The sequence below is a fragment of the Paenibacillus apis genome (genome assembly GCF_018333295.1).
Lineage (GTDB): Bacteria > Bacillota > Bacilli > Paenibacillales > Paenibacillaceae > Fontibacillus > Fontibacillus antibioticophila.
In genome coordinates, this window is sequence record NZ_BORS01000003.1 from 185960 (window position 1) to 205177 (window position 19218).

At 50.4% G+C, this 19218-nt stretch carries 14 protein-coding genes; 5 read left to right on the forward strand and 9 right to left on the reverse strand.

Going from position 1 to position 19218, the window contains the following annotated elements; all coding sequences use genetic code 11:
- Window positions 1–256 precede the first annotated feature (256 nt).
- Entirely contained in the window at window positions 257–868 is a 612-nt protein-coding gene (locus KI362_RS05465; protein ID WP_301625480.1) for a DUF6444 domain-containing protein, read from the forward strand.
- Window positions 869–906: 38 nt separating this feature from the next.
- Complete coding sequence (tnpC, locus tag KI362_RS05470) at window positions 907–1728, forward strand: IS66 family transposase (RefSeq protein WP_301625482.1); 822 nt, start codon at window positions 907–909, stop codon at window positions 1726–1728.
- A gap of 696 nt (window positions 1729–2424) precedes the next feature.
- On the opposite strand, the gene KI362_RS05475 is transcribed toward tnpC, so the two are convergent.
- Window positions 2425–6042 carry an S-layer homology domain-containing protein gene (locus KI362_RS05475; protein WP_301625484.1) on the reverse strand — a complete coding sequence of 1206 codons (3618 nt, stop codon included), beginning with the start codon at window positions 6040–6042 and terminating at the stop codon, window positions 2425–2427.
- 224 nt (window positions 6043–6266) lie between these two features.
- Here KI362_RS05475 and KI362_RS05480 point away from each other — a divergent pair, with 224 nt between their 5' ends.
- Together KI362_RS05480 and KI362_RS05485 are read left to right on the forward strand one after the other, a co-directional pair.
- Entirely contained in the window at window positions 6267–9227 is a 2961-nt protein-coding gene (locus KI362_RS05480; RefSeq protein ID WP_301625485.1) for a histidine kinase, read from the forward strand.
- Window positions 9199–9963, forward strand: a complete 765-nt coding sequence (locus tag KI362_RS05485; RefSeq protein WP_301625486.1) for a response regulator — start codon at window positions 9199–9201, stop codon at window positions 9961–9963. Before KI362_RS05480 ends, KI362_RS05485 begins: the two co-directional genes overlap by 29 nt.
- A gap of 175 nt (window positions 9964–10138) precedes the next feature.
- Here KI362_RS05485 and KI362_RS05490 read toward each other — a convergent pair whose 3' ends face one another.
- Genes KI362_RS05490 through KI362_RS05505 form a run of 4 tightly spaced genes read right to left on the reverse strand, consistent with a single transcriptional unit; the run spans window position 10139 to window position 15147 of the window.
- Window positions 10139–10897 (reverse strand): ABC transporter ATP-binding protein, encoded by a 759-nt coding sequence (locus KI362_RS05490; RefSeq protein ID WP_301625488.1) that lies wholly within the window; start codon window positions 10895–10897, stop codon window positions 10139–10141.
- Between the two features lie 4 nt (window positions 10898–10901).
- Window positions 10902–13220 carry an ABC transporter permease gene (locus KI362_RS05495; RefSeq protein WP_301625490.1) on the reverse strand — a complete coding sequence of 773 codons (2319 nt, stop codon included), beginning with the start codon at window positions 13218–13220 and terminating at the stop codon, window positions 10902–10904.
- A gap of 3 nt (window positions 13221–13223) precedes the next feature.
- Window positions 13224–14504, reverse strand: coding sequence for an MFS transporter (locus KI362_RS05500; RefSeq protein ID WP_301625492.1), 1281 nt, complete (start codon window positions 14502–14504; stop codon window positions 13224–13226).
- Window positions 14497–15147 carry a TetR/AcrR family transcriptional regulator gene (locus KI362_RS05505; protein WP_212941582.1) on the reverse strand — a complete coding sequence of 217 codons (651 nt, stop codon included), beginning with the start codon at window positions 15145–15147 and terminating at the stop codon, window positions 14497–14499. The genes KI362_RS05500 and KI362_RS05505 overlap by 8 nt, the downstream gene beginning before the upstream one ends.
- Before the next feature lie 203 nt (window positions 15148–15350).
- Here KI362_RS05505 and KI362_RS05510 point away from each other — a divergent pair, with 203 nt between their 5' ends.
- A complete protein-coding gene (locus tag KI362_RS05510) occupies window positions 15351–15497 on the forward strand; it encodes a hypothetical protein (RefSeq protein WP_301625495.1) in 147 nt (48 codons plus the stop codon).
- A 131-nt stretch (window positions 15498–15628) separates the two neighbouring features.
- Here KI362_RS05510 and KI362_RS05515 read toward each other — a convergent pair whose 3' ends face one another.
- From KI362_RS05515 to KI362_RS05530, 4 genes are all read right to left on the reverse strand, one after another.
- Complete coding sequence (locus KI362_RS05515) at window positions 15629–16972, reverse strand: enhanced serine sensitivity protein SseB (protein WP_301625497.1); 1344 nt, start codon at window positions 16970–16972, stop codon at window positions 15629–15631.
- A gap of 193 nt (window positions 16973–17165) precedes the next feature.
- A complete protein-coding gene (locus KI362_RS05520) occupies window positions 17166–17384 on the reverse strand; it encodes a hypothetical protein (RefSeq protein ID WP_301625499.1) in 219 nt (72 codons plus the stop codon).
- Window positions 17360–18427, reverse strand: coding sequence for a LacI family DNA-binding transcriptional regulator (locus KI362_RS05525; protein ID WP_306432821.1), 1068 nt, complete (start codon window positions 18425–18427; stop codon window positions 17360–17362). The genes KI362_RS05520 and KI362_RS05525 overlap by 25 nt, the downstream gene beginning before the upstream one ends.
- A 1-nt stretch (window position 18428) precedes the next feature.
- Complete coding sequence (locus KI362_RS05530; RefSeq protein WP_301625504.1) at window positions 18429–19178, reverse strand: glycerophosphodiester phosphodiesterase; 750 nt, start codon at window positions 19176–19178, stop codon at window positions 18429–18431.
- Between the last annotated feature and the right edge of the window lie 40 nt (window positions 19179–19218).

Below are 19218 nucleotides of genomic sequence, written 5' to 3' on the forward strand. Positions count from 1 at the left end.
AATGATGGATATGCGGATATAGTGAAATTTTTGTACTTAAAGTTGGCTAAAATGCGGATTTGGCTAATTACTGGCGATCTAAGGTAAGTTTTTTCACTAAATGTGGGTTCGAGCGTCGAATGAAGATTTTAAGGTAAGTAATTGTTACTACTTAGGTACTCTCCGACGAGGGTATCTTTTTTCTTTGCTACAAGGTAATTTGCAGCACGGTATCGAATCTACTATATACACCGTTTCTTTTGGAAGGAGCTAAGTTATGAAGATGGATCCAAGTCCGCAAGAAGTTTTGCAAATTGCTAAAGGAGATACTGAAATAGCAACCTTCATCACCGCTTTGCTCGACCAAAACCGACGGCTTACCGAATTAGTCGAAAGACAAGCAGCAAGGATTGAACAGTTGGAACTCCGCGTAAAGGATCTTGAACGTCAGTTAGGTCAAAACTCTAACAATAGCAGCAAACCGCCATCCACCGATGGTTTTCGGAAACCAACAAATTTGCGCACTCCTGGCGGTAAAAAGGGGGCTCCCAAAGGTCATAAAGGACATACGCTGAAGTTCAGTGAATGTCCGGACGAAGTGATCGAACATTCTTTATCCAGGTGTTCTGTCTGCTCTACGTCTCTTCAGAAAGAGGATTCTATGGGGTATGAGCGACGTCAGGTTTTTGACCTGCCTGAGCCACGTATGCTAGTTACAGAGCATCGGGCAGAAAAGAAATATTGTCCCTGTTGCCAGCGGATCCAACAAGCCGCTTTTCCTCAAGAAGTGAGTGCCCCGGTGCAGTATGGGCACAGCCTCACGGCCTGGACTGTCTACTTGGTATCCTATCAGATGCTCCCCTTGGACCGAGCGTGTTTGCAGATCTGACCGGTCATCGCCCGAGTGAGGCCACCCTGCTATCCCGATTGAAGCAAGGATATGAGCAGTTAGCGCCGTATGAACAGACGATTCGCGACCACTTGGCCACCGCAGCTGTTATCCATGCTGATGAAACGGGGGCTCGCATTGAAGGCGCCAGACAGTGGTTACATAACATCTCAACACCACATTGGACCTTCCAGGCGTTTCACGACAAACGTGGTAGCCAGGCCTTCGATGACATCGGTTTCTTGCCCGATTATAACGGCATTGTGATGCATGACTGCAACATGCCATATTTTAAAGAGAAGTATCGTTTCGAGCATGCTTTATGTGGCGCTCATTTGATCCGGGAATGTCAGGGGATTGCCGAATACGACCGTCATCACTGGGCTTCTCAGATGAAGGCGTTGCTACAAATGGGTTTGAAACTCTTTCAGTCTGCTCGAAGAGCTAACCGCCCGCTTGCCGCCAACACGATCCGTTACATCGAAGAGCGATATGATGCGATTCTTCGCTGGGGTGAATTGGAATGGGAGCAGGGACGAAAACGGGAAAAGACAGGCCCACGTGGACGAAAAAGTAAGAGCAAGGCCGCTAATCTGGGCGAGCGCTTTCGAGTTTACAAAGAAGCGATTCTCCGGTTTCTTCATGATGTCCGTGTTCCCTTCGATAATAATCAAGCAGAGCGCGATATTCGTATGGTTAAAGTGAAGCAGAAAATCTCTGGGACCTTTCGCACTTGGGAAGGGGCTGCGTATTTTGCCCGCGCTCGCAGCTTCATTTCAACTCTCCGTAAGCAGGATCTCCCCATCTTATCTTCCCTCATGTCTGCTCTTCAGCATCAATTTCATTTTGCTATTCAATGACGACCTAAGTAGTAACAAGTAATTTCACTAAATCGCCGAATGAGGAATACTGGAATACTTAGTCGGATAATGAAGTTCTGTGTTTCGCACAAGGCCGAAGCAACGTGCGACTGGGCGTAACTCCAGGCGCCCAGTGTTCCATTGGGCTGTGCATAAAGTGATTCGCGCAGGCTTCCATTCGCCGCGTGCCTAGCCTAAGGCTTGCCTGCCAGGAAGGTGAAGTTGGGAGGAGGCTTGGCTTGCGCACAGTATCCTGCTTGTATGCCGCAGGGAGACAAGTTAATAGCAGAGCAGTTATTGCTATGCTGCTTAGGAATGGCCATGTGCAACGGTATATCAGTTAAACTGCAAAGGCGAAGTGCCCGGGCATAAGTATGAGGTATGCTGAAGAAGCGTCAGCGTTCGCCTTTGTGAGCAGATTTCTTCCTTGTCAGAACTTAGTCTAATCAAAGAAATCCGCGAACAACAGCGATCGTAAGCATACCTCATACGTTGCCCCGTCCAACTCGCCATCTAATGTTCAACTCTTTTCTGCTATTGCACATTTTGCCGCTATTGCACACTTCCCTGCTTCGCTCACTTAAGCCCTCGCCAGTCAAGCAGCTATCTGCCGTACCAGCCTATTAACACAAATAGGGCCTCCCGCCAGATCAAGTCTGTTGGGAAGCCCCTGCTTTATTTCCTATTTCCTATTCCCTATTTCCAGCTTTCGATTCCTGTCTCGAATTGATCGAAGTTATGCGGAGTCGAAGCTTCCATAATGTCTGAATAATGAGGATGGCTTGCTGGTACATCGGTCCACTTCTGTCCAATCTGGATATCCCATGGATGACGGCCTAGCAACTGATTAAGAATACGAACTACTTCTAATCTTGTAATCGGCTCTCCCGGATCAAAGGTCTCTCCGGTGAAGTCGAACAGCAGTCCTTGCTGTTCAACCGTTGCAATGGCTTTTTCTGCCCAATAACCCTTAATGTCTATATAGGAGCTTTCTGATGCAGCATCCCACTTATACAAATTCATCAGAATCTGAGCAAATTCAGCCCGAGTGATCTGTTGATTCGGCTTAAAGGTATTGTTGCCGAAGCCCACCATCCATTTATTGTTGGTTGCCGTTGTAATTGCATTCGCCGCCCAGTGCTTGGCATTCACATCCGCATAGGAGACTTTACTGGAGCTTGCCGCAGAAGTATACAAACGAGACAAGATTGCTGCAACCTCAGATCGAACAATCCCTTGGTCCGTCTTAAACGTACCGTCAGGATATCCAACCATATACGGCGTGTGATCCCCTGAATCCTTCAGCTTAGGCTGCAACGAGAAGCTGAATTTTACGATTGTATCTCCGACATGGATAATGCCATCCTTGATATAGCTGTCCGTACCGAAGCTCTCTTCCCGGCTATCCTTGCGGCTATCGAATACAGTGTATCCATCCTTCTCGCCAAGGAAGTAGTAATCACCGTCTGCAAATACCATCCAGCCATACTCTCCGCTGTCTGAGCTCACTTGCGGGTTATGATTGTTGTTCGGTGCGAAATCTGCCAGCTCAGGAAGGTTGACAAGCGTGCCAGGCACTCTGCCCTTGGAGCGGTTCAGCTCTGTATCCGCCCAATATAACTGCATGTTTACACCTGCAGCTGGTTGGCCTGTGATTTCATCCAGAATCGTGCCGTATGGGTCTACCAGGTCTACAGATAGCTTGGCGTTTCCGGCATTATCGACAGTCAGCTTGCCTGCAGGACCGGCCAGTTTCTCTCCATTAGGTGCAATTACATTTAGTGACAGGGTGTATTCACCCGGCGCCACCTTCGGAAGCGTGAAGCTTCCATCCTGATTCATAACCACATTAGGCAGGTTCAGTGTCTGACCGTTCGCCGACTTTATTTTCCCCGAAACTCGCAGGTTGTCTCCTACCAGCTTCGTGATCTTCTCTTGAACAACCTTGCCCCCGTTAGCCTGATCGGATACAACCGGCTCGGTCTTCATAGTAGCTGCAGGCTGCTGCACGGACCCTGTACCACTACCGCTTCCGGTAGAAGGAGTCGTTACAGGCTCGGAAGATGCGCCAGGCTTGACGGTTACCACATTGGATACGCCTGCACGCTCGCCCGATTCCACTCTTAGACGGAAATGATAGGTTTCGCGACTGGACAAGTTAGTAATTGTCGCAGTAGTAGAAGCATCATTCAGCGTCTCAACTGCATTGACCGGATAAAAGTTCTCTCCATCCGTCGACTGCTCGATTATAATGCTTGAAGCCCCTGTTAATGGAGGGAAGGTCAGCGTTACTTGCTGCATGCCAGCCACAGCTGCTAAGTTTGTTACCGGCTCCGAAGGGGAGGCTTGAACGATGTTGGACACACCGCGATAAACGCCCGATCCAATCACCAAGCGGTAATGATAAGATTTACCGTTAGTCAGACCCGTGACGGTTGCACTCGTGGATGTGGCATCCAATGTCTCCACCGGAGTAACCGGACTAAAGTTAATACCATCCTCCGATTGCTCGACCACAATATCCGAAGTCCCTAAGGCAGGGAATTTCAAGATGATCTGCTGATCTCCTGTCTCAGCCGATAAGGTAGTCAATGATTCTGAAGGCAGTGCTTCGACTACATTGGACTCGCCTTGATAGAATCCGGAAACAACCTGTAAACGGAAGTAATAGGTTTCGCCATTCACCAAGCCGGTGACTGTCGCACTTGTCGAGGATACATCGAGCGCCTCGAGCAGGGTGGCCGGGCTATAATTGATTTTGTCAGTAGATTGCTCAACAATAATGTCGGTTGCTCCGATTAATTCCGGGAAGCTCAAGGTAGCCTGTCCATTGCCCGCTTCCACGGATAGTGAAGATAACGGGGCCGGATTAGCTGCCAGAACATAGACGGTGAAGGTCTTCTCGCTGGTCAGTCCGTCTTTGGTGATCGTAGCCTTCAGATTCACATAAACTCCCGATTGAGCAGTTACCGGTCCGGTCACTGTCCCATCCGGAGCGATAATCGACGGTTGATCAGTGCTCCAGACTGTCGTAACGCCCGCATCATCCAGCAGCGTAAGATTGTTTCTTACCGAATTTTTGGAATCTCCAGAATTAAACTGAATATCCGTAACATCCTCTGCTTGCTCAATATCCTCAATCGCATCTTTGTAATCCGCAATTAGCTTATCTGCAATGCGGCTGGCGAGCTCTTCAATAATCTCGCTGGTAGGCTTCGTAGATTCAATATGGAATCCGCTCTGGAAAATGTCATCGATAAAGCGCTGATTAACATCCTCATAAGTGGCTTCTGTTACTCCAACATATTGGAGTCCATTTTGATTGAACGAGTCTGTAAGCTTGGCTTGTTTGTCGCCTTCGTCCAAGTCACCGCGCGGGTCATCATTAATATTCACAACATAGCGGAGCGGTGCTGTTCCCCAATGAATATTGTCGACTGCTACATCCAGGCTCTTGCTTGAAGTAGAATACAATTTCATGTTCTCAAAGGAGAAGATAGAAATAATGTCGCAGCTATGACCGATATGGCTAACGATCGGGCCGAATTCATTGCCGTACACATCCGGAAGTGAGAGATTTCGGATAAGCTGATCGCCATTATCCCACATGTTCAGTGTGGTATCGGTAGCAACAATTTTAATAGTATGCTGAGTAGCGCTGCCTTTAGTAAAGCTTCCAACTGAAGTAACGCCCGTCATATTGCTTAAAGCTCGCGATGTTTCATTATGCAGAGCGGATGCATCTATTGAATCGAGCTTATAGACCTTGATCTCGCCTTCTACATATAAAATTGCATATCCGCTCAACTTACCGGCACCGTCGATCTGCGTATTAAACAGAAAGCCGCCGCCCTCCATGCTGTGGTAATCCACCTTGGATTCATCCATATCGAAGGTGATGATCTTCTTGCCCGACGGACTTCCGCTGGTCAGCATGAAATCCTTGTAGCCAGGGACAGTATAGCCATAGAAGGTTAAGGTATTCCCTCCATTTGAAACTTGTACGTGATTGTAGTCGGCCGTCTCAACGGACGGAGTAATAACAAAATTATAATAATCTATATACCAGCTTGCTCTTCCATTATGGACATACTGCATGTCCGATACAGCAGCCGGATCCGCACTAGCATCCATAATGGATACATATTTCGGGTTGACGTCCGCTGCAATCAACTTGGCTTTAACCGCATCATTCAATTCACTCTCAAAATCACTGGCATCATAGACACTCGTTCCTACATTGTAGTACACCTCCGCTACCGGAGAAAGCGCATGTGCCATCGGCATGCTTGTAACGACCAGTAATACTGCCATTACCATTGAAACCACTGTCTTCTTCATCAGCTCACCTATCCTGTAAGTTTAGTAGCAATGCAGTCTATCTCGATGTACCCTCCCATTTCAAAAATATTTAAAAATGATGATATTAAAATAGCAGACGGCTCTCTCAAAAATCTCTCAAGCATTAGTATTTTCGGTTGATAGCTTTTTGAGAGTTCCGTGGCATATGATAGTATCCGTACAGGAGCGTGATAGACATGAAGAGACTACTAGGCTTTATTGGCGCAGCCTGCGCCTTAATCGCCATGTTGTACATGATTTTTAGCGATGAGGACACAGCCAATATCAAGACCAAGGCCGTTGATGGGATCATTGATCTGCGTCAAATTACCGATTCTCCGTTCGTATCTTTGGCTGGGGATTGGAAATTTACACCGGATTCATTTACAGATCCGGCACACCTTGCTGAAGAGGCCGTTTCGCTGCCGGTACCTGGAGCGTGGCCCTCAGATATCCACTGGGGATCGTATCAATTAGTCGTCTATCTGCCTGACCAATGGACCGAGGTCGGATTACGCATTCGCAATATCTGGTCTGCACATGAGCTCTATATCAACGGACTGCTTGTCTCGAAAAAGGGGGCCCCTGCGGACTCCAAGCAAGAGATGATTCCGGATAATCGTTCCTACGAGATTCACTTCAAGCCGGATCAGCGTCAGGTGCTGCTTACCATTCATGTTTCGAATTTCTACAATACCAGAGGGGGGATCGTCCTCCCGATAGACATTGGCGATGCCGCAATGATAGACAAGGATGTGCACCGCGATCTTTCTCTGGAATGGGCCGCCGTGCTTTTCCTGCTGATATGCAGCATGTATCATCTCACGCTCTACTTAATGCGAACGAAGGATGAAGCCTTCCTGTATAGCGGACTCCACTTCGTATTGCTGGCAGCAGCCATTGCTCTTTGGGGAGACCGCATAGTCATCCGGGAATTCCCGGATTTGCCCTTCGAGCTCTATTTTCGGTTACAGGATTCACTCACTTATTTGAGCTCTATTTTACTAATTGTATTTTTCGCAAAGATGATTCCGTTTATGGTGGGCCGCAGGGCTTTGTTCCTGCTTTGTCTGCCCCTGCTGGTCTTCGCGGTCCTGAATGCGATGCTGCCCGCGAGAACCCTATCGTCCGTGCAATATGTGATGTTATATTACATGGACCTGCTCTTCTTGATCCTGCTCTTCCGTACGTTGTACTTAACGATGAAGAACCGGATTTCCATACGGCGAAATGAAGCTGTCATTCTCATATTCATGATGCTCTTTCTTGCTATGTTTGCTATCACTTCCTCTTCGGATACCTTATTCTTCTCCGGACGTAATAGCATGAACCGAGTTGGACTGATCGGATTCATCATGACCATGAACGTATTCTTAGGCATTCGATTGATGAACCGGACAGCGGAGTCAGAGCGATTGACAGCCCGCCTGAAAAATGCAAATGCCGCCAAGGATGCCTTCCTGAAAGTCACTGCCCAGGAATTGCAGCGGCCCTTGCTCGATGTCGTTCATCTCATGCGGTCAATTCCTCAAGAGCAGAATGGCCGGAAGCAAGGCGAACAATTGTATTTGGCCGAGCAGCTCATGGAGAATATGGTCTATTTGCTGAGAGATTTGCATGACTTTACCCGTCTGCGGTTTGAAGATTATGAGATTCAATTGAAATCGACCAATCTAAGAATGGTCATGCTCTACGTCATCCAACTGATGCAGTTTACGTTCAACAAGAAGAATATCCAAGTCAATGAAATGATTGTGGGCCAGCTATATGTGTGGGCCGATGAGCAGCGTTTGACACAGGTTCTGCTGCGTGTAATGAATGAAATCTCCCTTGATTCTGCCGAGGGTGCCTTAACGATTGAGTCCGCACAGGACGGTTCCGATGTGCTACTTATTATCACCGCAACCCGTCAGTCCATCACAGCCAGCAGGAATCTCCAGCATTCCTCCGGCCTGATGATGACACAAGAGCTTATCCAGCAAATGAACGGATCGGTCACGTACGAGCGAACAAACACGGGGACGCGATTCTTGGTCAGGCTGACCTTCAGCGAATTCAAGGAACCGATGGCTCCCTTGGACTACGAATATCTCATCCGGTCTGTTGCCGCTTCGGAGGAGCGGGAGCTGCAAACCGTGCTTATTGTGGATGATGATGTGATGCATGCAGAAGTCATGAAAAGTATGCTGAGTGATACCTACAAAATACAAACCGTCTACACCATTCAAGAGGCGCTGGATTATTACCGCACACACCCGGAAGTCGCGTTAGTCATCATCGACGATCTTATCCCGGGTGAGATGAATAGCCTGGATCTGCTGAGACAGATTCGTATCCAGGCCTCGCTGATCGAGCTTCCGGTTCTCATGATGATTTCTTCAGAATATCCGGGATATATCGAGACGATCTTTACGGCCGGGGCAAATGATTATTTATTGAAGCCCATCTCCAAGGAAACCTTGATGGCCAGACTCAATGCAGCAGAGCAGACGAAGCAGTCGACGTTAAAAGCAATCGAGTATGAAATGGCTTTTCTGCAAACTCAGATTAAACCCCATTTCCTGTACAACGCGCTTAGCAACATCATTTCCTTCTGCTATACAGACGGCGAACGGGCGGCCTACTTACTGACGATGCTAAGTTCATTCCTGCGCTATATATTCGAATCCAGCAGAGAGGGGCAGACCTCCTCATTACAAAAGGAACTTGAAATTATTGAAGCTTATGTTGAGGTAGAAAAGGCCCGGTTTGGTGAACGCTTGAGCTTTGCCTATGAGCTGGATCCCGTTATTGACGCGGATAAGACGCGCATTCCCAGCCTGCTTCTGCAGCCCCTGGTCGAAAATGCGATTCGTCATGGAATCTTTAACAAGGATGGCCCGGGTCATGTTCAAGTGACGATTACCCTTCGTAATCATCTCCTTCACGTCATCATTACCGATGACGGTGTGGGGATGACGGCTTCACAATGCAAGGAATTACTGGAGGGAGCCCCCGCGAACGGAATCGGCTTTACGAACGTGCGCCGGCGCGTGCATGATTTTACCCAAGGCAAAGTGGAGATTCATTCGTCACCAGGAACCGGGACGACTATTGTATTAACGATTCCCATGAAGGGAGAGCAAATGAATGTGGAAAATAATGATCGTAGAGGATGAGAGGCCAATTCTGGACTTACATGCCCGATTGCTTGAGTCCTACGGACCCTTTCTAATTGTCGGTCGCTTTGAGTCTCCCTTCGACGCCCTGCAGGAAATTCCCAAGCTGGATCTCGATGCCATTCTGCTCGACGTTGAAATGCCGCGTATGACCGGATTGCAATTGGCTCAGAGCTTGGTTGAAAACGGGATTGATGTGCCCGTAATCTTCACAACCGCTTATCAGCAGTACGCTGTACAGGCTTTTCGCGTCCAGGCGCTGGATTATATTTTGAAACCGATGACTCCTAACATGGTCAAGCAGTTGGACGAACGGCTTCAGAAATATTATGGACAGCGGCCGAAGCAGGTTCCGAAGAACCGGCTCAATGTGCAGCTTTACGGAGACGCATTTGTCAAAGCCGGCGGACAGCTTGTGAAATGGCCTACCCGTATAACAGAAGAGCTGTTTTATTATTTTCTATTACATGAAAATAAGCTGTGCCACAAATTGAGAATTATAGATGATCTCTGGATGAATGTAGAGGAGAAGCGGGCCTTCTCCAATCTTTACAATACGATTTATCGAATGCGGCAGCTGTTCATGGAGCTTGATGTTCCGATCGTGATCGACCGGGTGAACCACGGGTATATCATGCATACCAACAACAACATTACTTTCGAGCCCAAGGAAAAGGAGGACGACCTGCTGCTGGAATCGAAGGGATATCTGTGGGCCTACCGGTGGGGGGAGTAAGGCGAGTGGGGTTGGGCAACGTGAAAAGTGTGTCTTCGATCGCTGTTGTTCCCGGATTTCTATAATTGGAATTAAGCCCTTGCCACTTCGCCTTTAAAGTTCAACTTATATTTACATACCCCTGGGTTGCAGAATCATTAACTAGGGGCTTATGGGGCAGCCCCTTCTTCATACGCTATACTCCGATCTCTCTCATCTTTAAGGTTACTTGCCCGATCCGGCCATCCAGGCCCTGTCCGTCGAACTTCGGAAGCTTCAGCTCACTCACGATATTCCCGTCCCGCATGAACAAGGTGCGCTCGGCTCTTGCGGCCACCTTGGCATCATGAGTAACAAGCATTACTGTTGTTCCTTCCGCATGAATTTCGGACAGCAGGTCCATAATTTCCTCGGCGGCCCGGGAGTTGAGTGCGCCCGTAGGCTCATCGCCGAAAATCATTTTCGGATTGTTCATCAAGGCGCGGCATATTCCCGCACGCTGAAGCTGTCCCCCCGATACCTGAGCAATATCTCGTTCCGCCAGCTCTGCTATACCTACTCTGTCCATCAGCGCTCTCGCACGTGCCGTAATTGCTCCGGCAGCACGTCGGCCGCCCCGCATCGACGGAAGAATGATGTTATCAAAGATATTTAGATTCTTCAGCATCGTCGGCTGTTGAAAGACAAACCCCATTTGGGTTCTGCGCAGCTCCGCAAGCTCGCTCTCTCCAAGCCTTGACAGGTCCTTGCCGTCAAAGGCGACCTGTCCTCCGTCCACGTTATCCGTGCCGCTCAGCGCAAACAGCAGTGTGGATTTTCCTGAACCCGAGGGCCCCATCACGGCTACGAACTCCCCTTCATGTATACTGACGGATACACCGTCGAGCACGTTGCGCTTTTCCTCTCCCGTCCCGAACGACTTCACAACTTCTTCTCCGGTCAGCAGCTTTTTCATTGGCCTACTCCTTTATATGTTCGGAAATTTTGATTGCTCCGGCACCGCTGGTGCCGATGATCGTCGCGATCAGCACAAGACCCGCCATAAGCAGCGGGATAAGCACATACGAGGATACTGGATCCGACGTAAATTGAAATGCTGACGCCCCGAAGGAAGAAATCACAGCACCCGCAAGCTTCTCTCCCGCCGTATTAGCCAGAAGCGTGCCGAGAACAACGCCGGCCACAAGAATGAAGGCTGAACGCGACAAGAACTGAAGCTGGATGTCTCCATTTGTGAAGCCAAACGCCTTCATGACGCTAATCGCATATCTATCCTTGAATACCAGCATGTGCATGAACAGCAGCGTAACTAGCACGGTGATGATCAGCGCAACCGCCATCGCCGCATAAGAGGCCATTTCTATAGAGCTTCTTGTAGACCCGAACGTCTGCGCAATATATTCATCCATATCCGATACCTTGGTTTCCGGAAATCTGTCAGCATATTCGCCGGCTTTGCTGATGGTTTGTGCCGGATCGGCAAGCTCGGCATAGAAAATGCACCACATTTGCTCTGCTGAAGGATCGGTAAATACGGCCTTGGCCGTCTTGCCTCCATTCGTAATGTCCGAGTAAATACCGCTGACCGTCAGCCGTACCGGCTTCCCTTGGAGCTCTACGTTAAGGAAATCGCCGACCTGGACATCCAGCTCCTGAGCGTTGATCGCCGACAAGGCAATTTCATGATCTGCGCCAGGCGCCCCTCCCTCCGCATACTTGATCGGGAATCGGGAATGATCGCCGAGCTCGATCTTCAGCCTCTCCTCCGAGCCGTTCTCCAGCTTGACGGAAAAGCTCTTGGTTGTCAGCATCACATAGCTCAGGATCGCGCTATCGCCCTCCAGCGCATCCGTGATTTCTGCAGCTTGCTCAGATAGATGGCCGGTCTGCCGGAGGTCCATACGAAGATCAGCATCACCGATGCCCATATATTGAGTGAAGTCCTTGGAGGAGATCGTAGCGTGCAGGTTTTGCGGAACAATCATGATGAAGGCCGAGATCACCAGCACGGCAAGCATCGTGGCATAGAGCCTTTTCCTGCTCAGCACATCCTTGATCCCGAGAAATACATTCGTATTCAACCACCCGCTTCTGCTCAAGCGAAGACTCCCCGTACCTGAGACCTTCTGCCGGGCCGTGCCGAACCGGATGGCCTCTGCCGGAGAAATATGCCGGAACCGTCTCAGCACACCGTTCACATAGGCTATAATAGCGAGGAACACAAGCAGGATGCCGATGATTCCGAGGATGGCGCCAAGCGATGCCTGATCGCTCTCTCCCATGTAGAGGCGAATATTTTCGAGCAGCAGGCCTTGAAAGCCCAGGGAGAGTACAAAGCCAAGCAGGCTGCCTGCCGCCGCAACCGCTGCATATTTGGCCAGATATATTCTCTTGATGTCCGCTATACGCAGCCCGATCGCCTTCATCACCCCAATTTCACGGTAGTCGTCCTCGATCTTGGCCAACAGCGTAAAGCGGATACACATCAGGGCAATCGCCACGACAAGCAAGCTCACAAGCAAAATGACTCCAATCATCATGCCGTCGGAAATGGCGTTGATCATCCGGAACAACGGATAGGTGATTGTCGGTCCGTTCGCCTCCAATCCTGCGGCAGCATAGGCCGCCTCGAAGGCGCCAAGCGCCGACAGATTCTTCAATCTGAACTCGATCAGATACTCCACGCTCCCCTGGCTTTGGAGCTCCGCATAATCCTTGGCGCTGACCAGGAACCGTTTGGAGGAGGCAAGCGTGGAATTCATCTGCGAATCGCGGAGAAACCCCGCGACCGTTAAGGTCTTCTCACCGATGACAGCCGTGTCTCCAATCCGGGTCGTACCGTCCTTCATATAAGTCAGCGGGACATAAAGCTCGCCTTCCTCCGCCCGAATGGCATGACCCTTGAGATCCAGCAAATAATCGAAGGCTTCGCTCTGGACGCTAAATCCAATATCCTGAACCTGATCTGCCAGCGATTGACCGCCCAAGGTTACTTTGGCGCTATCCATGTTGAGAAACTCCAACACCTGGTAGTCATCCACCTCACCATTTTGCTCTGCAAATGCCGACAGCCGCTTCATATCCAGTTCTCCTGTATGCATCTGCATAAAATGGGGTGTCTTCGCCTTGACCATCAGCGTATCGATCGCTCCCGACAGATTCACGGTGAGAATCGCCGCCAGCGACACCAGCATCGCCGCTGCCGCTACAAAGATCAAGGTGGTCATCGTGATCAGCTTACTCCTGGACAGGTCATTTCGAATCATTCTGTAATACATGGGTCACCTCCACTCCAACTTCCTAACTGATTTGAGCCGATACAAAAAGACCGAGGTAACGCATAACAGCACGCCTGCAAGAATAATCAGAAGGCCCGTGCCTCTGCCGCTGCCCGTACCGATGATCCTGCCCACGCTGCCGGCAAGTGTTCCGCCCTCCACCAATAGCGGCGTGAACACATAATCCGCCAGTACGCCTGCCAAGGCATAGGCCGCCACGAAGCCAAGCTGGGATAAGACACCGATCATCGCCCACCCCCGTCCTTGCACAGAGGGCTCCATATTTATACGGATCAAATAATCCAGACAAGCATTGGCATAAGGCAGCATAGCGAAAAAGAAAAAGCCGGAGACAGTAATCAGAACAAGGTTCTCCCGAAAGCCGAATGCCGCCATAAACAGGCCGATCCCGAAAAAGGAGAAGGAGAGAATATTGACGTAATTTTTCTTGATCGGAAGAAATCCTAATATCGCACTGGAGACAAGCATGCCTGAAGCCACGACAGTCTCCAGCGTACCTACTACAGCGCTGTCGGTAAAGGCAAGCAGCATCGGAATGAACAAGGTCTCAATAAAGCCGATGAAAAAGGTCAACAAAGAGGTCATTATCACCAGCATCAGCACACCTCTATTCCCGGCTACCGCGCTCCACCCTTCCTTCAATTCCTGAACAAAGGAACGCGTCTGTTCATAGGGCTTCGAGGTAAGCCGGCTGCGTACAACAAGCGTCGTTACGATAGTAACAACAAGCGTGGCAATATCCAGAATCAGCAGCAGCGTAATATCCGATACGGAGAGCAGCAAGCCGGCGATGACCGGCGAGATCAGGAATTTGGCCGAGCCCGCCACCTGAACCAGCCCGCTTGCCTTTGTGTATTGCTCCTCAGTCAGCAGGTCCGTCACGGTGGCCTTATAGGCCGGCTCAAGTAAAGAGGAGAATACCGAGCTGATCGTCACACCTGCGCAAATCTGCCATAGCTGCGCCTCCCCGCCAAGCATGCACAAGAGAATGAACACCAGTCCCAGCGCGGAAAGACCATCGCCTGCGACCATGAGCAGCCGCCGGTCATAACGGTCCGCAAGCACGCCTGCAAAGGCGCTTAGCAGCAGCGACGGAAGAAAGGCAAGCAAGGTCACCAGCGCCATCGCCGAAGCCTGCCCCGTCTGCTGGAACACGTAAATGCCTAATCCAAATGAAGTAAGTCCGCTGCCGACCGATGAGATCAGCTGCCCGAACCAAAGCAGAAGAAATTTTCCGAAGGATGCACCCGGCCGGTTATTCATGACCCTCCGCTTCCCCTCCGCCAAACATCCGCATGACCTCCATCAGACTGCCGCTTTGTGCGCCGAGCATCCGCTCCAGATTCGCGATAAAAGCCAACACCCGTTGCATGCGCTCCTCATCCGTCATCGGTACAAAGTCATCATCAAATACGGTATTGGCATAAATGACCGCCATCTCCATGCATTCGTAGGGAAACGGGGTTTCGAACAGCCCTTGCTCAATACCTTCACGGACGATCTCCGTTAAAATCGGCGTGACACCGGCAATGATGCTCTTCTGGATCTTCTGATGCATCAATGCGTTCTGCGGCTTGTGAATATGCTCCATGATTTCTTCGCTGCTCCCGCCGCTGTTGAGGTTCAACGCCATGACCGTACGAATCACCCGCTCGATGACCGGAATGCCCCGATCCGTTGCGATTTCCTTCGCCGCACCCAGCATCCGGACATTGTACCGTTCAATCAGCGCGTCCATAATATCTTCCTTCGACTTGAAGTGATAATACAGCGTTCCCCGTGCAATACCGACTTTCTCAAGAATATCGTTAGTGCTGGTGCCGTCAAAGCCCTTCTGACCGAAGAGCTCATCCGCCGCATCCAAAATTTCATTTTTGCGTGCTTCCGCTTCTTTTACTACTCGCATACAGATCACCTCACTTAATATAGACCGACTGTCTGTCGGTTAAATCGTATCATATTTCCACCTTTTGTCAAGGGTCACTGACAGTGCTTCACCGCCGTTAAAATAGAACAAATCTACACGGTCCCTTCCTTCCTCTTCCCTCCTCTGCAACAAAACTATGCAATTTCCACCAAGACCTTTGCGGTAAAATTTCTATGCTATAATTGATCGCGGAATCCGGCAATCGCCGGCGAAAGCGGGTTCACCGTCTGGAGGAAGCCGTTCAAGCCAAAGCGCTCCGGCTGACCGTAGAGGAGACAAACGGATCGAAGCATGCGGAGGTTATTGAAATCAGGGCTTATAGGGAGTAATCCGAGACAAGCTGGGACAATAGAATTGGAGCTAAAGAAAACCCAAACTATTATGGAATTCAAAACTGGATTTCCGTAATATGTTTGGGTTTTCTATTCAGCAGGATATTCCATATAAAAGCGGGTCTCTATCAAAACAAGCCCAAACGCTTTCGCTTGTAAAATGGCTTAAGGTTCCCGGTTTCTTTCTCCCAGGTTCCCTCCAGCTTGACCAGGTTGAGCGGCATTCCTTGCAAGTGAGGAGCAGCCGCTGCAAAAATAGACTCAAACACCGTTTCCGGTTCGCCACTCGTATCCACAATCAGCAGGTAGCTTTGTGTCTCACCTTGAATCATCAGCCGCAGGTAAGCCTCGTTGACAGATTTATGCGTCTTGAGACAAGCCTTGACCGCCTCGATCATGACGGCAGGATAGTTGGCCGGCTCGCCAAGCAGAACCTGCGTATCCTTGGGAACGACTACCTTTTCAACAGAGTTGGCTCCAGTCCGTTCTCCGCCGTCACGCGCCTTGCGGTACGCTTCAATCCGCTCCCGGTTGCCGGGATCAATGCGCAGAGCAACGCCCCGACAGTTAATAACAATGCCGCTCATATTATCAGATACCGCGAGCAGGTCCTCATAGGAAGCTATGTTGCTGCTCCAGACCGTTTTATCGTACACCTTTTCAAATTCGGGCCAGTCTGTGAACGCAGGCAACCAGGACGATTCATCCTCTGCGCTAAGGACGCCAAATTGAATGACCGTCCCTTCCTTTAGCGTCTTGCGTCCTTCGGCATCGGCGGTGGAGGGATTGGCCTCCTGTAACTGCATGGGCACCAGATATCTGGCTTGGAGCACCTCATCTAACATCTGTGCCTCCAGACCGTTCAACAGTTGCTCCTTCGCTTCCTGGCTTCCGGATGGCGCATGCAGACTCTGGAAAAACTTCATAAGCGCTCGTTGTAGTCCGGGGTTGGTCACGGGAATGCTGATCTCCGGCGTTCCGCTCCAGTCTGGCGGCGGCAATAGTTCATCCCGTTTCAGTTCGACATGGTATTGTCCATTATCCAGCAAAATTTCGGACAGCCCCCACACATGAAACAGTCCCAGGGTGGGCAGGATCTCTGCTTGTTCAATCTTCTTCATCTCCAGCATGACAAGCTGCTGCATGAAATAATCCTGAGCACTATCGGCAAATTCCTCCTGAGAGAATATCCACACCCGGGATTCACCATCAATGTACGGATACTGCGTGGCTTTGTCGTATGCAACATAAAGAGCTTCGGCTGCTTTAAACTTGGCTTGCAGCGTAGTGATGAAGCTTTGAATGCGCTCGTCAAGGTTAACATGGGGGAACGCCCCTCCCTCCTTGAAGCTCTTGGCACTATGTATCAGAAAATTCAATTCCTGCATGGAGAGCTGATCAAGCTCCTCTACCACAAGCTCCGGTCTCAAAATAAACCTTCTGCCGATTTCATCCTTGCGTTCCTCATTCATCCCCTGATTCCTCCCTGATCTGGTCTTTTGTGTTGGTTTTAGTATAGCTTTGTTGGTTAAGGGGGGGAAAGGGACCATCGATGCTTTAAACTATGCGCCCAGACATATCCCAAGTGGTCTGAACCAGGCTAAATAGTCCACAAGCCCGAGAGAACATCTCAGGTCTGTGTCTGTTTTGAATTCTGCTAGATTTTCACATTCTCTTCCTTAGCCATGGAGCGAATATAGAACGTCCCCAGCACAGAGCAAAGCAAGAAGGTAAAGAAGGCAGCACGGCCGGATAGTTCCACTTCTCGCTGAAGGCGAGCACAAGCAAGTTCACCAAGGGTCCGGCGAAAAAGATCGCAAACACCGTCAGCAGTACGAATTCGACGATTCTCCGCCAGCCTACCGATTTCCAATACCACAGCATGTGGTTCGCTCCTTTCCTTGTGTTAATTGACGAGATGTGGACTGACGAGCAATAACTTCACTTTCATATTCAATCAATCTGGGCAGGCCGGCTTCGCCTTGAATCAGCTTGTCCAGAATCTCGACCGCATCCCGGCCGATCCCGGAGGCATCAACGCTGACCGTCGACAGTCCCGGTGAATACATGCCTCCAAGCTCGATGTTGTCATACCCCATCACCGCCGCTTCCTCGGGAATGCGAACTCCCATATCCAGCAGGAACTTCAACGCTCCAAGCGCCAGCATGTCGTTCGTCATGAACAGCGCCGTATAGCCTCCCTGGCGAAATGCAGTGTAATGCTCGGCCATAAGCCGGACCCCGCAGGCGAAGCTGGACTCAGGCGATGGGACGATGCTCACCTTGTCGGAGCTGCTGCTCACACCCAACTGCTCCAGCCGCTGGGTGAATCCTTGCAGACGAAGCGAATGACTGCGGTGCTCCCCTGGCCCGGCGATGACGAAGAACCTCCGATGGCCTAGTCCGTGCAAATATTCAGCCGCTCGCCCGCCGCCTGCTTCATCATTACTGACGAGATGAATGACATCCGGGTCCTCGGTCGAGCCGTTGACCATGACGTAAGGGATGTTGAACCTTTTCACATATTCAATCACGTTCTTGCGAAGACGGCTGACCAGAATCAGCCCATCCACCCGCTGCTCCAGCATGTAGTCGGTGGATCGCAGCGACATCTCCTTGTCGGTCTTTAGAAAGACGGAGTAGCCCCGCGCTTCCGAGGCCAGCAAAATTTCATCAATAATCGTGCCGTATAGAGGATGCGAGACAATCGGCAGCTTCTCCCGGAACACGATCACCCCGATATTGTTCGTTCGCTTGGTGACCATGGCTCGGGCCACGGCGTTCGGCTTATAGCTCAAGCTCTCCGCCGCTCGCATCACCCTTTCCCTGACCTCGGGACTGGCATAGCCGCTGCCGGAAATGACCCGGGAAGCGGTAGACTTCGAGACGCCTGCCAGTTGGGCCAGCTCCCGTAAACCGTGATTCATTCTACTGGTCAAAAGCCGCTCTCTCCTTCATTGTCAGCATCTCGGCCTTAACGTTCATGAGCCGGGCTACATCCCGGGTTGTGATAGAGTCAACGCCCATTTCGGCTAACCTGCGCATATCTTCCTCCTCCGCCACGGTCCAGACGTAAACCGCCAACTGCTCACGGTGAGCGGCATTCAGCAACTCCGTTCTGACCAGCGGGTAAGGAACATTCAACCCGAAGCAGCGGGCTTCCCGAGCTTCTTCACAAGCCCTGACCACAGCCTGGCTGTAGCTCATCTCCCCGAAGCTTCCGATGTTTACATTGAGCAGCTTGCGGAAGTGTCTCGTTCGCCGTGCAGCCTCCAAAGCCGCCGGATACTCGCAGCCGCTCAAGAACACCTGCTCCACCATATCCAGCTTGGTGACCAAGGCGAGCGCAGCCTCCAAAGCATCCGTTGTTTTCACATCCAGATTTATTCTTTTACCGGAATGCTTGATCCAGGTTAATGCCGCTTCCGGCTGAAGCTGATCCTCATCCAGCTGTTCATTCAGCTCAGAGAATGAATGGGATGAAATGCTTGCCTTTTGGCCATTGGCCAGGATCACCTCATCATCATGCGCAAAGATCAGCCGTCCGTCCCGCGTTACCCGAATATCCTCCTCATAGACATCCGCCCCCAGCGCCAGTGCTGAACGCAGAGAGGCCAAGGAATGATCGGGATGGTTCATGCATCCGGTATGAGCGGTTACGATCGGAAATGAATTCATGCTGAACACCTTCCTTATTCTGAGCGAAATAAAATATATA

Coding starts and splice junctions, on each gene's coding strand:
- KI362_RS05465 (WP_301625480.1), top strand. CDS start 257: ATGAAGATGGATCCAAGTCCGCAAGAAGTTTTGCAAATTGCTAAAGGA.
- KI362_RS05475 (WP_301625484.1), bottom strand. CDS start 6,042: ATGGCAGTATTACTGGTCGTTACAAGCATGCCGATGGCACATGCGCTT.
- KI362_RS05480 (WP_301625485.1), top strand. CDS start 6,267: ATGAAGAGACTACTAGGCTTTATTGGCGCAGCCTGCGCCTTAATCGCC.
- KI362_RS05485 (WP_301625486.1), top strand. CDS start 9,199: ATGTGGAAAATAATGATCGTAGAGGATGAGAGGCCAATTCTGGACTTA.
- KI362_RS05490 (WP_301625488.1), bottom strand. CDS start 10,897: ATGAAAAAGCTGCTGACCGGAGAAGAAGTTGTGAAGTCGTTCGGGACG.
- KI362_RS05495 (WP_301625490.1), bottom strand. CDS start 13,220: ATGTATTACAGAATGATTCGAAATGACCTGTCCAGGAGTAAGCTGATC.
- KI362_RS05500 (WP_301625492.1), bottom strand. CDS start 14,504: ATGAATAACCGGCCGGGTGCATCCTTCGGAAAATTTCTTCTGCTTTGG.
- KI362_RS05505 (WP_212941582.1), bottom strand. CDS start 15,147: ATGCGAGTAGTAAAAGAAGCGGAAGCACGCAAAAATGAAATTTTGGAT.
- KI362_RS05515 (WP_301625497.1), bottom strand. CDS start 16,972: ATGAATGAGGAACGCAAGGATGAAATCGGCAGAAGGTTTATTTTGAGA.
- KI362_RS05520 (WP_301625499.1), bottom strand. CDS start 17,384: ATGCTGTGGTATTGGAAATCGGTAGGCTGGCGGAGAATCGTCGAATTC.
- KI362_RS05525 (WP_306432821.1), bottom strand. CDS start 18,427: ATGAATCACGGTTTACGGGAGCTGGCCCAACTGGCAGGCGTCTCGAAG.
- KI362_RS05530 (WP_301625504.1), bottom strand. CDS start 19,178: ATGAATTCATTTCCGATCGTAACCGCTCATACCGGATGCATGAACCAT.